At 55.2% G+C, this 15185-nt stretch carries 12 protein-coding genes; 9 read left to right on the forward strand and 3 right to left on the reverse strand.

Annotation, left to right across the window (positions count from 1 at the left end; all coding sequences use genetic code 11):
* Window positions 1-59 precede the first annotated feature (59 nt).
* Window positions 60-3509: a transcription-repair coupling factor gene (mfd, locus tag LG300_RS06045; protein ID WP_404377998.1), complete on the reverse strand. Its 3450-nt coding sequence runs from the start codon at window positions 3507-3509 to the stop codon at window positions 60-62.
* A 233-nt stretch (window positions 3510-3742) separates the two neighbouring features.
* On the opposite strand from mfd, the gene LG300_RS06050 reads away from it, so the two are divergent.
* The 9 genes from LG300_RS06050 to sthA all read left to right on the forward strand — a co-directional run bounded on the left by LG300_RS06050 (window position 3743) and on the right by sthA (window position 13496).
* Window positions 3743-5206, forward strand: coding sequence for a glyceraldehyde-3-phosphate dehydrogenase (locus tag LG300_RS06050; RefSeq protein ID WP_404377497.1), 1464 nt, complete (start codon window positions 3743-3745; stop codon window positions 5204-5206).
* A gap of 307 nt (window positions 5207-5513) precedes the next feature.
* A complete protein-coding gene (locus LG300_RS06055; protein WP_404377498.1) occupies window positions 5514-6863 on the forward strand; it encodes a Na(+)-translocating NADH-quinone reductase subunit A in 1350 nt (449 codons plus the stop codon).
* The gene (locus tag LG300_RS06060) at window positions 6863-8089 is read left to right on the forward strand and encodes an NADH:ubiquinone reductase (Na(+)-transporting) subunit B (protein WP_404377499.1); all 1227 of its coding nucleotides are present in this window, start codon (window positions 6863-6865) and stop codon (window positions 8087-8089) included. The genes LG300_RS06055 and LG300_RS06060 overlap by 1 nt, the downstream gene beginning before the upstream one ends.
* The gene (locus tag LG300_RS06065; RefSeq protein ID WP_404377500.1) at window positions 8089-8910 is read left to right on the forward strand and encodes a Na(+)-translocating NADH-quinone reductase subunit C; all 822 of its coding nucleotides are present in this window, start codon (window positions 8089-8091) and stop codon (window positions 8908-8910) included. The genes LG300_RS06060 and LG300_RS06065 overlap by 1 nt, the downstream gene beginning before the upstream one ends.
* A 2-nt stretch (window positions 8911-8912) precedes the next feature.
* Complete coding sequence (locus tag LG300_RS06070; protein WP_404377501.1) at window positions 8913-9581, forward strand: NADH:ubiquinone reductase (Na(+)-transporting) subunit D; 669 nt, start codon at window positions 8913-8915, stop codon at window positions 9579-9581.
* A gap of 1 nt (window position 9582) precedes the next feature.
* The gene (gene nqrE, locus LG300_RS06075) at window positions 9583-10200 is read left to right on the forward strand and encodes an NADH:ubiquinone reductase (Na(+)-transporting) subunit E (protein ID WP_404377503.1); all 618 of its coding nucleotides are present in this window, start codon (window positions 9583-9585) and stop codon (window positions 10198-10200) included.
* A 68-nt stretch (window positions 10201-10268) separates the two neighbouring features.
* Window positions 10269-11501 carry an NADH:ubiquinone reductase (Na(+)-transporting) subunit F gene (gene nqrF, locus LG300_RS06080; RefSeq protein WP_404377504.1) on the forward strand — a complete coding sequence of 411 codons (1233 nt, stop codon included), beginning with the start codon at window positions 10269-10271 and terminating at the stop codon, window positions 11499-11501.
* 236 nt (window positions 11502-11737) lie between these two features.
* On the forward strand, window positions 11738-11992 hold the full coding sequence (gene nqrM / locus LG300_RS06085) for a (Na+)-NQR maturation NqrM (RefSeq protein ID WP_404377505.1): 255 nt from the start codon (window positions 11738-11740) through the stop codon (window positions 11990-11992).
* A gap of 112 nt (window positions 11993-12104) precedes the next feature.
* Entirely contained in the window at window positions 12105-13496 is a 1392-nt protein-coding gene (gene sthA / locus LG300_RS06090) for a Si-specific NAD(P)(+) transhydrogenase (RefSeq protein ID WP_404377506.1), read from the forward strand.
* Window positions 13497-13735: 239 nt separating this feature from the next.
* On the opposite strand, the gene LG300_RS06095 is transcribed toward sthA, so the two are convergent.
* Window positions 13736-14707: a PA2778 family cysteine peptidase gene (locus tag LG300_RS06095; protein ID WP_404377507.1), complete on the reverse strand. Its 972-nt coding sequence runs from the start codon at window positions 14705-14707 to the stop codon at window positions 13736-13738.
* On the reverse strand, window positions 14685-15086 hold the full coding sequence (locus LG300_RS06100; RefSeq protein WP_404377508.1) for a PA2779 family protein: 402 nt from the start codon (window positions 15084-15086) through the stop codon (window positions 14685-14687). The genes LG300_RS06095 and LG300_RS06100 overlap by 23 nt, the downstream gene beginning before the upstream one ends.
* Between the last annotated feature and the right edge of the window lie 99 nt (window positions 15087-15185).

Raw genomic sequence — 15185 nt, forward strand, 5'->3', positions numbered from 1 at the left:
GCGTTGCCGATGTGTGCTGCCCCGGTATGCGCTGCTTAGCGGCAAGTTTGCCCCAAGGTTCACTCCACCGCTACTTTTTGATTAAGGGTTGTTAACAGGGTTTCTATTTTTTCGAAACGCTGTTCGATTTTTTCCATTGGAAATTCAAATCGTAAGGTGTCTGAACCGTCTAAACGGTAGTGCTGAGGCGATTTCTGGATCAGCGTGACCAGCGTGAGCGGGTCTACCTGCGTTGTGGTGTTAAACAGAATGCGGCCCCGTTGGTCGCCGGCCTCGATGCGGGCAACGCCCAGCAGCTCTGCCCGGTGGCGCAGCTTCGTCTGCCGAATCAAGTTTTTAAGCGGTTGGGGCAGTAGGCCAAAGCGGTCAATCAGCTCGACCTGCAGCTCTTTGAGCTCAGCGTCTGATTGCGTGTTGGCGATGCGTTTATACATTACCAGGCGCTGCTGCACATCGTGGATATAATCATCGGGGATGAGGGCAGGCAGGTTCAGGCTGATTTCGACGCCAGTGTTGAAGGGCGCGTCGATATTGGGGGTTTTGCCTGCGCGGATCGCTTTTACCGCCCGGTCTAGCATCTCCATATAGAGCGTATAACCGATGGTTTCCATCTGGCCGCTCTGCTCGTCGCCCAAAAGCTCCCCGGCGCCGCGAATCTCCATATCGTGGCTGGCCAGGGTAAAGCCTGCTCCCAGGTCGTCCGAGGCGCTAATGGCTTCTAGGCGCTTCACGGCGTCCCGTGTCATCGCCTTAGGCGGCGGTGTCAGTAGGTAGGCATACGCCTGGTGGTGGCTGCGCCCCACGCGGCCGCGCAGCTGGTGTAGCTGTGCTAGGCCGAATTTATCCGCGCGCTCGATCAAAATGGTATTGGCGCTAGGCACGTCAATACCGGTTTCAATAATGGTGGAACACACCAGCACGTTAAAGCGGCGGTGGTAGAAGTCAGACATCACCCGCTCAAGGCTGCGTTCCGGTAATTGGCCGTGGGCCACTGCCACCCGGGCTTCCGGTACTAGCTCACGGATCTGCTCGGCGGCGTTTTCAATGGTCTTAACTTCATTATGCAGGAAGTAAACCTGGCCGCCACGCAGGATCTCCCGCAGCAGTGCTTCCTTAATAATGCTGTTGTCGCGCTGCTGTACAAAGGTTTTTACCGATAGCCGCCGTGCTGGCGGAGTGGCGATGATGGAAAGATCGCGGATGCCGCTCATGGCCATATTGAGCGTGCGTGGAATAGGCGTGGCGGTGAGCGTGAGAATATCGATTTCCGCGCGCAAGGTCTTCAGCTTCTCTTTCTGGGCGACGCCGAAGCGGTGCTCCTCGTCGATAATCAGCAAGCCCATTTTGGGCAGTTCGACGCTCTTCGATAGCAGCTTATGGGTGCCGATGACAATATCGGTTTGGCCGCTCTTGATGCTCTCAAGGGTCTGGGTCATCTCTTTGCCGCCGGTAAAGCGCGAGATGAGGCTGATATTCACGGCAGTGTCGGCAAAACGGTCGCGGAAGTTCTCAAAGTGCTGGCGCGCCAGTAGCGTTGTGGGGACCAAGACCACCACCTGCCTGCCTGATTGCACCGCTAAGAAAGCCGCGCGCATGGCTACCTCGGTTTTACCAAAGCCCACATCGCCACACACCACGCGATCCATTGGCTGAGGAGAGACCATGTCACTGATCACTGCTTCGATAGCCGCCTTCTGATCCGGTGTTTCCTCAAACGGGAAGCTGGCCGCAAAACGCACATACTCATCGCCGGGCGGGTCGTACACTGTGCCTTGCTGGGCTTCTCGGCGGGCATAAATATCTAGCAATTCGGCAGCGGTATCGTGGATCTTCTCGGCGGCCTTGCGGCGTGCTTTCTCCCACTGGTCAGAACCGAGTTTGTGCAGCGGGGCAAGTTCGTCGTCGGCACCGCTATAGCGCGAGATAAGGTGCAGGCTGTCTACTGGCACATACAGCTTGGCGCCGTCGGCATAGGAGAGGGCGAGAAACTCGTTGGCCTGGCCGCCTGCTTCCAGGGTTTCCAGGCCCAGGTAGCGGCCTACGCCGTGGGCTTGGTGAACCACCGGCGCCCCTTCGCGCAGCTCGGAAAGGTGGCGAACCGCTAGCTCGTTATCGTCGGTGGCTTTTTCCCGCCGACGGCTTTGCCGCACGACGTCGCCAAACAGCTCGGTTTCGCTAATCACTGCGATATCAGGCTCGGTGAGCCAGAGACCACTACCCACTAGGCTTTCCGTTATGGCGATACGCTCGTTGCCTGCTAAAAAGGCCTGGAAGCTATCGCTGTGGGGCAGCGATAGCTTCAGCGGGGAGAGTACCTCCTCCAGCGCCTCCCGCCGCCCGCGGGACTCGGCAACAAACAGCACGCGGGTTTGGGGGTGATGATCCATAAAGCCTGCCAGCTCGCTTAGCGGCTGCTTGGCGCGGGCATTAATCGCTAGGCTCGGTAGTGTTTGTGCCAGCGGGGTTTGGGCGTGGCGCTGGCTGTCATCGTCGGTGAACTCCAGGCGGGGGCGCGCCTTGATGGCGGAAAATACCTCGTTGACCGGGAAAAATGCCCGGTGGGGCGGCAGCAAAGGGCGCGTGGGGTCAACGCCGAGATTGACGTAGCGCGACTCAATCGACTGCCAATGCTGTTCGGCGGCTTGAAACACCCCAGGCAGCAGTGCGATACGGGTATCGTCGGTAACGTGTTCAAAGAGAGACGCGGTTTCATCGAAAAACAGCGGTAAGTACTGCTCTAGCCCAGGCGAGGGGATCGCTTTCAGCGCATCGTTATAGAGCGGGCACTGGCGTGGGTCTACGTCAAATAGGGTTTCAAACTGCTCGCGGAAACAGGCAATGGCGCTGCGGCTAAGCGAGTACTCGTGGGCAGGCAGCAGCTCGATAGCATCGACTTTATCCGTGGAGCGCTGGCTGCCAGGGTCGAAATGGCGCAGCGTGTCAATTTCGTCATCGAATAGGTCAATGCGGATCGGCTCGTCCATGCCCATGGCGAACAGGTCGATAATCGCGCCGCGCATAGCGTACTCGCCGGGCTCGTAAACGGTTTCGACCGCGCGGTAGCCTGCCCTGGAGAGCGATTCGCGGAAGGCTTCGCGGTTCAGCGTGGCACCCGCCTTTAGCGTCATCACTCGGCCCGCGATGTAGGAAACTGGCGGCAGGCGCTGCATCAGCGTGTTAACCGGTACGAGCACAATGCCGCGCACGCCATCCTGCAGCAGACGTAGTGTTCTCAGTCGGGCAGAAATAATATCCTGATGGGGCGAGAAGCTATCGTAGGGCAGGGTTTCCCAGTCGGGGAAGGGGAGAACCGGCACGCTGCTATAAAAGGCAAGGTCCTGCTCCAGGCGCTGGGCGCTGGCCGTGTTGGGGGTGATCACCAGCAGCGGCCCGCTCGTTGCGACCTGGGCTAGCGCTAAAGCAGTCGCACTGCCCGGCGGCGCTTGCAAATAGAGCGTGTCGCGAATCCCTTGCGGCTGGGGCGGTTCGAGCAGAGAGAAAGAAGGCATAATAAAGGTATCGTTTTGCGCTGAAACGGAATCTGGATCATACACGATCCACCCTTTTACGCAGAGGCCTTGAGGTGAAGCGGGACTGAACCATGCATCGCTAGCGCTTGTAGTCAATGCCCATTTTCTGTAATACCCCTACATCTTGTGCGACCATCCATTCATTGCGGCTCTCTAATAAGCCCAGGATAATGCTTATTGAAACCCCCGTTCACTACTCAATGAGGCCGCACGTGAGTCAGCAAGCTCTCGAAAACGTTTTTCACGAATGGCAGAACAACGAAGCTCTGGCCGAGCAGATGATCCCGCTGGTGGGTCAGCTCTATCGCCAGAATAATGTTGTTGCCACCATGTTCGGACGTTCCCTGATCAAGCGGTCGGTCATTCGTATTCTTAAAGATCACCGTTTTGTGCGCAAAATTGAGGGTACGGAGCTATCAGTAGCGGATACGTTCCCCATCATCAAAGCGATGAGCGAAATGAATCTGGGTCCTGCCCATGTTGATGTCGGCAAGCTGGCGGTCAGCTTCAAGCATCAGGGTGGTGGTGACCTGGATGCGTTTTTGCGCGGTGAACTAAGCGAAATCGTCGATGGCTACCAGCCGAATGGCAGTAAAGGCGAACCCCAGGACGTGGTTTTGTATGGTTTTGGCCGCATTGGTCGCCTGCTGGCGCGGGTGATGGTTGAGAAAGCCGGTGGCGGTAATTTACTGCGCTTGCGTGCCATTGTGGTACGTGGCCGGGGTGATGTAGCGAAGGATTTGGAAAAGCGTGCCAGCCTGCTGCGTCGTGATTCTGTCCACGGCCCGTTTGACGGCACCATTACTGTCGATGCTGAAGCGCGCACGCTGACCATTAACGGCAACGTGGTGCAGGTGATTTATGCCGATTCCCCCAGCGAGATTGATTACACTGCCTACGATATTCATAACGCAGTGATCGTGGATAACACCGGTATCTGGCGTGATGAGGCGGGCCTGGGGCAGCACCTTGAGTGTAAAGGAGCAGCAAAAGCGTTGTTGACCGCGCCGGGTAAAGGCGATATCAAAAATATCGTGTTCGGTATTAACCATGAAACAATTAGCGACAGTGATCGCATTGTTTCAGCGGCTTCCTGTACCACTAACGCCATTGTGCCGGTGCTAAAAGTGCTCAACGATGAGTATGGCGTGGTAACGGGCCATGTGGAAACTGTTCATGCCTACACCAACGACCAAAACCTGATTGATAACTATCATAAAGGTGACCGTCGTGGACGTAGCGCGGCGCTCAACATGGTATTGACCGAAACTGGTGCGGCCAAGGCCGTTGCCAAGGCGCTGCCAGAATTAGAGGGTAAGCTGACGGGTAACGCTATCCGTGTGCCGACTCCGAATGTTTCCATGGCGATTCTGAATCTAACGCTGGAGAAGGGCACCGATGCGGAAGCGCTGAATGACTACCTGCGCCGTATGTCCATTGACTCGGCATATCAGAAGCAGATCGATTTTGTTGACTCTGCAGAGGTAGTCTCTTCAGACTTTGTTGGCAACCGTCATGCTGGGATTGTAGACGCCAAAGCCACTATCGCTAACGGCAATCACGCGGTTGTGTATGTTTGGTACGATAACGAGTTTGGCTACAGCTGCCAGGTTATTCGCATCCTTCAGCATATGTCGAACGTGCAGTTTTTAAAGCTGCCGCGTCAAGCTAGCTAAAAGCGCAGGCGGTAATGTGTTGATTTAGGGATTTGTCAATAAAACGTTGTGTTAACGCCGCCTTCGGGTGGCGTTTTTTGTACCAGAATTAAAAGCCCTACAAATGCATATAGCACTTTTGGAGGCTGTCAGGGATGTGGTCATTGGCCACGCTTGTCTTTATAATGCGATAGATTTTTCGGGGTGGTTCAAGCTTGCTTGGGCCTGATTGGTAACAATCTGAACAGAAAACAAGAATTCGCTGAACAGAAAATAAGCATTCGAACCCCTTACCTTCGTATATCCGATCCATCAACTGGGCGAGACTATGATCGAAGTCAAAAAAGGCCTGGATCTCCCCATCACGGGAGCGCCCGAGCAGCGTATTGAAGATGCGCAGCCCGTGCGCCACGTGGCAATCCTGGGCACTGACTATGTTGGTATGAAACCAACAATGGAAGTTCAGGAAGGGGACAAGGTCAAACTAGGCCAACTGCTCTTTACCGATAAGAAAATTGAGGGTGTGCGCTTTACCGCGCCAGCCAGTGGTGAAGTAGTAGCTATTAACCGTGGCGAAAAGCGTCGCTTGCTGTCTGTAGTCATTAAAGTCGATGAAAATGAAGAAGCGATGACATTCGCCTCTCATGATCGTGGCACTTTAGAGCAATTAGACCGCCAGACAGTTGTCGACCAACTTGTTGAGTCAGGACTCTGGACTGCCCTGCGCACCCGTCCTTTCTCGCGCACGCCGGCTATTGATAGCGTTCCTGCTGATATCTTTGTCACTGCAGTGGATACCCATCCGCTCAGCGCTGACCCTGCCTTCATTATTAATGAGAATGCCCAGGCATTTGAAGACGGCCTCAAGGTGCTAACCCGCCTGACCGAGGGCAACGTTTTTCTATGCACAGGCGCGAATGCTTCCGTTCCAGGTGGCAATATCAGCGGTGTAAAAATCGAAAGCTTTGCCGGGCCACACCCGGCTGGCCTGGTAGGCACGCATATTCACTACTTGTCGCCGGTAGCGTTACACAAAAAAGTGTGGCACATCGGTTACCAGGATGTGATTGCCTTCGGTAAGCTGTTTGTTGAAGGCAAGCTGGACATGAGCCGAATCATTGCCGTCGGTGGTCCGCGTGCTGAAAAGCCACGCTTGCTACGTACGCGTATTGGCGCAAGCACTGATGAACTCTTGGCTGGTGAAGTCATCCAACCGGACGACACCCGCGTTATTTCCGGCTCGGTATTCTCTGGCGCTGCAGCTGAAGGCAAACTGACCTATTTGGGCCGCTTCCATAACCAAGTCAGCTTGCTGGAAGAAGGCAATAAGCGCACCTTTATGGGGTGGCTCTCGCTGGGTGCCAATCGTCACTCGGTAATGGGTATCTATATCTCCAAATTCAAAGGCCTGAGCAATTACGCGCCGACCACCTCAACCAACGGCTCCGAGCGGGCCATGGTACCGGTGGGCAACTACGAGCGCGTGATGCCGTTGGATATCATGCCGACGCAGCTGCTGCGTTCGCTGATTGTGGGCGACATTGAGGTTGCCATGCAGCTTGGGTGTCTTGAGCTGGACGAAGAGGATCTGGCGCTATGTACCTACGTTTGCCCCGGCAAATATGAGTACGGCCCCATCCTGCGTGACAATCTCACCATGATCGAGAAAGAGGCCTGATGATGGGTATTCGACAAACACTCGATAATCTCGAGCCGCACTTCCATAAAGGTGGTAAGTACGAGAAGTTCTATCCGCTCTATGAAGCGGTAGATACAATCTTCTACTCGCCCCCCAGCGTGGCGAAAACGACAGCCCACGTTCGTGATGGTGTTGACCTTAAACGCATCATGATCACGGTATGGCTTTGTACTTTCCCAGCCATGTTCTTCGGCATGTGGAACGCAGGCTGGCAGGCTAACACCGCTATTGAGGCGGGTTACGCTTCTATGAATGGCTGGCGCGAAGCGATCATGATGACCTTAGCGGGCGGTCATGACCCGAGCAGCCTCTGGGCGAACTTCGTTCTAGGCGCCACTTACTTCCTGCCTATCTACCTCGTGACCTTCATCGTGGGTGGTTTCTGGGAAGTGTTGTTCGCGATCAAACGCGGCCACGAAGTCAACGAAGGCTTCTTCGTGACCTCCGTGCTGTTTGCGCTGATCCTGCCGGCTACTATTCCACTATGGCAGGTGGCTTTAGGTATTACCTTTGGTGTCGTGATCGGTAAAGAGATCTTCGGCGGCACGGGTAAGAACTTCCTCAACCCAGCATTGACGGGCCGCGCATTCCTCTACTTTGCGTATCCGGCACAAATTTCTGGTGATGCTGTGTGGGTTGCTGCTGATGGCTATACTGGCGCCACGGCACTCTCAATGGCGTTCCAAGACGGCATGAGCGCGCTGACGAGCACCTACAGTTGGTGGGATGCCTTCTTAGGCTTTATTCCTGGCTCCGTGGGTGAAGTATCAACGCTGGCCATCCTGATCGGTGCTGCTGTACTGCTGTGGACCAAGATTGCCAACTGGCGCATCATGCTGGGCGTCTTCTTAGGCATGGTGATTACCAGCACGCTGTTCAATTTAATCGGTTCCGACTCCAACCCCATGTTTGCGATGCCGTGGTACTGGCACCTCGTCATCGGTGGTTTTGCTTTCGGTATGGTATTCATGGCGACCGACCCTGTGTCAGCCGCAATGACTAACCAAGGCCGCTTAGTATTCGGTGCGCTGATCGGTGTGATGACCGTGCTGATCCGCGTGGTGAACCCGGCCTTCCCGGAAGGCATCATGCTGGCCATTCTGTTCGCCAACCTGTTTGCGCCGCTGATTGACCACTTCTTCGTCCAGGCCAATGTGAAGCGCCGTCTCAAGCGTACTGGCGTACCGGCCGAGGAGACTGCCTAATGGCACAAGGTAACAACTCCATCAAAAAAGTCCTGATCGTAGCGTTCTCGCTGTGCATCGTGTGCTCGGTCATCGTTTCGACGGCGGCCGTGGCACTGCGTCCCGCACAGCAGCTCAATCAGGAGCTTGACCGCAAAACCAACATCCTGAACGTGGCCCGTCTTTATGAGTCGGGCATGGATGTAGAAGAGACGTTTAGCAACCAGATCACTGCTCGTGTGGTAGAGCTGGAAACCGGTGAGTACACTGATCAGTTCGATCCAGAAACCTTCAGTGGCTTTGAGGCAGCTCGCGACCCGGCTACCGGCCGCACGCTGTCAGGTGACCGTGATATCGCTGGTTTGTCTCAAGTAGAGAACTACGCCACTGTTTATCTCGTAGGCGATGCTGAAAACCCCGACCAGATCGTGCTGCCGATTCGTGGGCAGGGTTTGTGGGGCAGCATGATGGGCTTCCTCTCTGTTGAAGGGGATGGCAACACCATTGTCAGTATCACCTACTACGACCATAGCGAAACGCCCGGTCTAGGTGCTGAAGTGAACAACCCGCGCTGGCAAGCCCAGTGGGAAGGTAAAGAGATTTACAGTGAAGAGGGCGACCTCTCACCGGAGATCCACCTGACCAAGGGCGGCGCGAGTAACGAGCACGAAGTCGATGCGCTCTCCGGTGCAACGCTGACCAGTAACGGCGTGACCAACATGCTGCAGTTCTGGCTAAGTGAAGAGGGCTTTGCTCCTTACCTGGCTAAATTCCGCAGCGGTACCGAGCCATCAGACGCCGAAGACACCGAGACTGACTTCGACGACGTTGAGGGGGCCTGATCATGGCGGATGTAAATGCAAAAGGCGTTTTAACGGCGCCGATTTTCAAGAACAACCCCATCGCACTGCAGATTTTGGGGATTTGTTCTGCGCTAGCGGTAACCACCAGCATGAGCGTGTCGCTGGTAATGGCTCTGGCGGTTATCTTCGTAACCTCTTTCTCGAACCTGTTCGTATCGCTGATTCGGAATCATATTCCGTCCTCGATCCGTATCATTGTTCAGATGACCATCATTGCTTCGCTGGTTATCGTGGTTGACCAGATCCTCAAAGCCTATGCTTACGAAATGTCTAAGCAGCTGTCGGTTTTCGTGGGTCTGATTATCACTAACTGTATTGTAATGGGTCGCGCGGAAGGTTTCGCGATGTCCAATACGCCGGGCTTGTCGTTCTTGGACGGTATTGGTAACGGCTTGGGCTACGGTTTTGTACTGATGGTAGTAGGCTTCGTTCGCGAGCTACTGGGTGCTGGTAGCGTGTTTGGTTTCACCGTACTGCCGACTATCCAGAACGGTGGCTGGTATGTACCGAACGGCCTGCTGCTGCTGCCGCCTTCCGCCTTCTTTATCATCGGCTTGTTGATCTGGGTACTGCGCTCTGTCAACCCCGAGCAGGTAGAAGAGAACGAGTTCAAGATGAAGCACAACACCAAGCCGAAGGAGGCCGTGTAACATGGAACACTATCTAAGCCTTTTCGTTGCTTCAGTGTTTGTCGAGAACATGGCACTGGCCTTCTTCCTGGGGATGTGTACCTTCCTGGCAGTGTCTAAGAAGGTATCTTCTGCCATTGGTCTCGGGATCGCCGTTATCGTGGTGCTCACCGTCACTGTTCCGGTTAACAACCTTGTATACACCTACTTGCTGCAAGAGGGTGCGTTGACCTGGACCGGCATCAGCGGTGCCGAGAACATCGATCTGTCGTTCCTTGGCCTGCTCTCGTACATCGGTGTTATTGCGGCGCTGGTACAAATCATGGAGATGTTCCTTGATAAGTACGTACCGTCGCTATACAACGCGCTGGGCGTCTTCCTGCCGCTGATCACCGTAAACTGTGCCATCTTGGGTGGCGTACTGTTCATGGTTGAGCGTAGCTACAACTTTGGCGAAGCCGTCGTTTACGGCTTTGGTGCTGGTACCGGCTGGGCGCTGGCAATTGCCGCCCTGGCAGGTATCCGCGAGAAGCTGAAGTACAGCGACGTGCCTAGCGGCCTACAAGGCCTTGGCATCACGTTTATCACCGTTGGCTTAATGTCACTGGGCTTCATGTCCTTCTCTGGCATTCAGCTTTAATCGGAGCCGGTTTTCTCGGCAGCCTTGGCTGCCGAGGTATAGAAAACCTTCAGCAATAGGAAACCGACATGGTTGATACAACTGTCATCTTGCTCGGTGTTGTCATGTTCACGGTCATCGTTATTAGCTTAACGGCGATCATTCTGGCAGCGCGCAGCAAGCTAGTGAGTAGCGGGGACGTGACGATTGAAGTCAACGGCGACCCCGAGCACACCCTGAAGACCCAGGCCGGCGGCAAGCTTTTGAACACCCTGGCGGCCAACGGTATTTTCCTCTCTTCCGCCTGTGGTGGCGGTGGTTCTTGTGCCCAGTGCAAATGCCGGGTAGAAGAGGGCGGCGGTTCTATCCTGCCGACCGAAGAGTCGCACTTCACCATGCGCGAGAAGAAAGAGGGCTGGCGCCTCTCTTGCCAGGTTCCTGTTAAGCAGGACATGAAAATTGAAGTGCCGGAAGAAGTCTTCGGCGTGAAGAAGTGGGAAACTGAAGTAACGGCCAACCCCAACGTAGCTACCTTCATCAAAGAGCTGAACCTGAAACTGCCTGAAGGCGAGGAAGTTGCCTTCCGCGCCGGTGGCTATGTTCAGCTGGTAGCACCGCCCTACGATATCAAGTTCTCCGATTTCGATATCGAAGAAGAGTACCGTGGCGACTGGGAAAAGTTTGGCCTGTTCGACATTTCCCATAAGAACAACGAGGAAGTTATCCGCGCCTACTCAATGGCGAACTATCCGGAAGAGAAAGGCCTCCTCAAGTTCAACATCCGTATCGCGACGCCGCCTCCCGGCACCAGCCATCCGCCGGGCCTGATGTCCACCTACGTCTTCAACCTGAAGCCGGGTGACAAGGTGACCGTAATGGGGCCGTTCGGTGAGTTCTTCGCCAAAGATACCGATGCCGAAATGGTCTTCATCGGTGGTGGTGCAGGTATGGCGCCGATGCGTAGCCATATCTTCGACCAGCTCAAGCGTCTGAAATCGACGCGTAAGATTTCGTTCTGGTACGGTGCGCGCTCTTGGCGTGAAACCTTCTACAACGAAGAGTACGACCAGCTGGCGGAAGAGTTCCCGAACTTCGAGTGGCACCTGGCCCTTTCCGACCCTCAGCCGGAAGACAACTGGGAAGGCCCAACGGGCTTCATCCACAACGTACTGTATGAAAACTATCTGAAGGACCATCCGGCTCCTGAAGACTGTGAATACTACATGTGTGGGCCGCCCATGATGAACGCCTCTGTTATCAAGCTGCTGCTTGATATGGGCGTTGAGCCGGAAAACATCCTGCTGGATGACTTCGGCGGCTAAGCGTGTACTAACGCGCAATGCGGACGGGGCTAGCCTTTGGGCTAGCCCCGTTTGTTTTTTGCTCCGCTGGCTATCAGGCCGATTTATTAATGTTTAAAACCGGCAGCCGTTAAAAAGTAGGTTATGCCTGATCATTTTGTAGCGGCTGAGGTACAATAGACGATAAATTTTAAGGCACTTATCGGCATGATCCTTGTCGGCAGGTGTGGCACTTAACGCAATGCTGGGAGGACAACATGGGCATTTGGCTATTGGTATTCGGGTTTATGGCGCTGATTATGGGCGCTATGGCCGTGGGCGTGCTAATGGGTCGTAAACCCATCGCAGGCTCTTGCGGCGGGCTGAATCAAATTGGTATGAAAGATGGCTGCGATATCTGCGGCGGCAAAGACGAAGTCTGTGAAGAAGAGAACCGCAAGCGCGGCAGTGTACGCCGCCGTAGTGATGAAAGTCGCGGTGCTGACTTAGGTTACGACGCGACACGCCGCTAACGGGCGTTGCTTACTCGTATTCAATCACCTTAAACGCTCGCTCTACACAGCGGGCGTTTGCGTATGTGCTGTTAAATTGATGACGTAAAGGGAACAAGGAGATCCAAACCGTATGGCGGTTCACAATTATGATGTCGTGGTTATCGGTACCGGCCCAGCCGGAGAAAGCGCTGCCATCAATGCTGCCAAGCACGGTATGCGGGTGGCAATTATTGAGAAGCAGGTCCAGGTAGGCGGTAATTGCACCCACTGGGGCACCATTCCTTCAAAAGCGCTGCGCCATCAGGTGAAGCAGATCATGGCGTTCAATACTAACCGCATGTTCCGCGATATCGGTGAGCCGCGCTGGTTCTCGTTCCCGAAAGTAATGGAGCGCTCCCGCGGCACGATTGATAAACAGGTCGAAATGCGCACTACTTTCTATGCGCGTAACCGTATTGACTTGTTCCACGGCGTAGCCCGCTTTAAGGACGAGCATACCGTTGTTGTCCGTGATCGCCAGGAAGGAATGGAGGAGCTGGTCGCCAAGAAAGTGGTGATTGCCACCGGCTCGCGCCCCTATCGTCCGGCGGATATTAACTTCCGCCACCCGCGTATCTACTGCTCCGACACCATTCTGAGCCTTTCCCATACGCCGCGTACATTAATTATCTTTGGTGCCGGTGTTATTGGCTGTGAATACGCTTCTATCTTCTCGGGGTTGGGCGTAAAAGTCGACCTGATCAACAATCGTGATAGTTTGCTGTCGTTTCTTGACGATGAAATCAGCGACGCGCTCTCTTACCACCTGCGTAAGCATGGTGTGCTTATTCGCCATAATGAAGAGTATGAAAGCGTGGAAGGGGATGAATCTGGCGTGGTGGTACGCCTGAAATCCGGTAAGAAGATCCGCGCCGATGCATTCCTCTGGGCCAACGGCCGTACCGGCAACACCGACAGCTTAGGGTTGGAGAACATCGGTTTGGAAGCCAATGGCCGCGGCCAGCTAAGCGTAGATGAGCACTACCGCACGGCGATTCCGCATATCTACGCCGCAGGCGACGTGATTGGCTGGCCCAGCCTTGCCAGCGCTGCCTATGACCAGGGCCTAAACTCCTGCAACGAGCTGCTGGAAAAAGAGTATCGCTTTGTCAGCGATGTCCCGACCGGGATTTATACCATTCCCGAGATCAGCTCCTTTGGCCCCAACGAACGCGAGCTTACCGAGGCTAAAGTGCCTTACGAGGTGGGGAAGGCGTTTTTCAAGGATACCGCCCGCGCGCAGATTACCGGCGATACGGTCGGGATGCTCAAGATTCTGTTCCACCAGGAAACCCTGGAGATTCTCGGTATCCACTGCTTTGGTGACCAGGCCTCCGAAATTTTGCATATCGGTCAAGCGATTATGCAGCAGAAGGGGGAGGCGAACACGCTGAAGTACTTCGTTAACACCACCTTCAACTACCCGACCATGGCCGAAGCCTACCGTGTCGCGGCGCAAAATGGTCTGAACCGCGTTTTTTAAGCGGCCACGGCGGGCCGTCCTAATGCTTGTCATTTAAAGGATGTGCCTGCCCGCTTGGTAAGTATCGGTGGGAGGCCGCTTTAGCGGGCGAATGGTGCCGTCAGGCGCCCTGGCCAAGCCCCGTCGCGAGCTGAAGCTCCCTTCCACTAGCGCTTGCCAAGCTTCACCGAATAAGTATTTTGAATAGTATTTTCAGCAGCCCCTGTTGCTGTTTTACCGCAATGCTCTTTAGGCCTGCTTCACAGCGACTCCAAAAGTTGCTGAGCGCGGGGCTGCCATTCACCTTCCAGTGAGGCGGCTTGGGTGAGGGACTCCCTGGCGGCAGCGCTATCCTCTTGCTGAAGCTGCAAAATGGCTAGGTTAAGCCACGCGGCGCCCATTTGCGGGTTAAGCTGCGTAGCGGACTCGAAGGCAGCTAGAGCCGCTTGGGGCTGCTCCGTAGCATAGAGCGCATTGCCCAGTGCAAACTGCCCCAAAGGGCTCTGCGGGAAGTGCTCGGCAAATGCCTGCCAGCTACTCAGGGTTGCGCTGGGTCCGTACTGCTCCTCAAAGGCGCTAATGGCTTCCAAGGCGTTGCGAGCGGTCACGCCCTCCGGCAAGCTGCCTGGGTCGCTGACCACAAACCCCCAGCGCTCAGTGCGTGCCCAAGTGGCATCGAATCGGCTAAACGACATAGTATGCCGCTCGATTTCACCGCTACGCAGTATCAGTGTCTCGTTGGGCAGATCAAAGCCAATCGCCACCGCGTAGTGCCACATGGGGAAAGCGGGCAGGGCAAGGTTTTGCATCACCACCACCGGGTCGCCAGCTTCCAGGTGAGTGAGCAGCGCATCCATAGTGCCGCGAATAGGAATCGCCAACTGCTCGTAGCGGCGCACGGTGGCCAGCATTTCCGGCTGAACGCTGCCGTCACGCCCTGGTAAAAATACCTGAGGAATCAGCTCGTCCAGGCTGGCATCCACGCCTTGGTGGTTCAGCACCATCGCTAGAGTAGCGGGGCCGCACTGGTACTCAGTTTGGGCGAAAAATGGTACCTCGGTCAGCTCGATTTGTGGTGTTAGGCTGGCTTTGGTGCTCTCAAGCAGCACCGGGCTGCGGGCGCAGCCGGTGAGTAGCAAGAGCAGTAGGCTCAACACTAAAACGCCCGCAGAGCTGGCGTTGACGGAGCGGTTCATCACTGCCGACGAGTTAGCGAGTGAACGGGTAAACATCGGTCAGACCGAGAATATCCGTTACCAGCAGAATCACAAAGACCGCGAACAGCGCACCTACCACACCGGCACCGGCGGGAAGCTGCTCAAGCTGTTCGGCCATTTGTCGCGCTTCGGCATCGCTAAGAGCTGCGACACGCGCTTCAACATCAGCAGGGCTAACACCCTGCTTTAGCAACTGATCCTGCACATCGGCACGGGCGAGAATTTCATAGATTCGCTCGCGGTCGGCCCCGGCACGGTCGCCTGCTAAAACAGACTGCGTCGATACCAAGTCCATGTTTTGCGGGGCGGTAGGTGCTGCTACAACGGGCAGGCTGGACACCACTAATACAGCAATCAAAAGGGCCGAGAGGTAAGCACGCACTGTTGTTTTCATCGTCTTCATCCTTAGACTTTTTGTGGGGTGGCAGGCCAATCATAGCCTAGTGATTCAGTATAGAAACAAACAGAAGTGGTTTTAAGATGAAAATGCAAA

The organism is Vreelandella aquamarina (genome assembly GCF_044805175.1).
GTDB classification, from domain to species: domain Bacteria; phylum Pseudomonadota; class Gammaproteobacteria; order Pseudomonadales; family Halomonadaceae; genus Vreelandella; species Vreelandella aquamarina_B.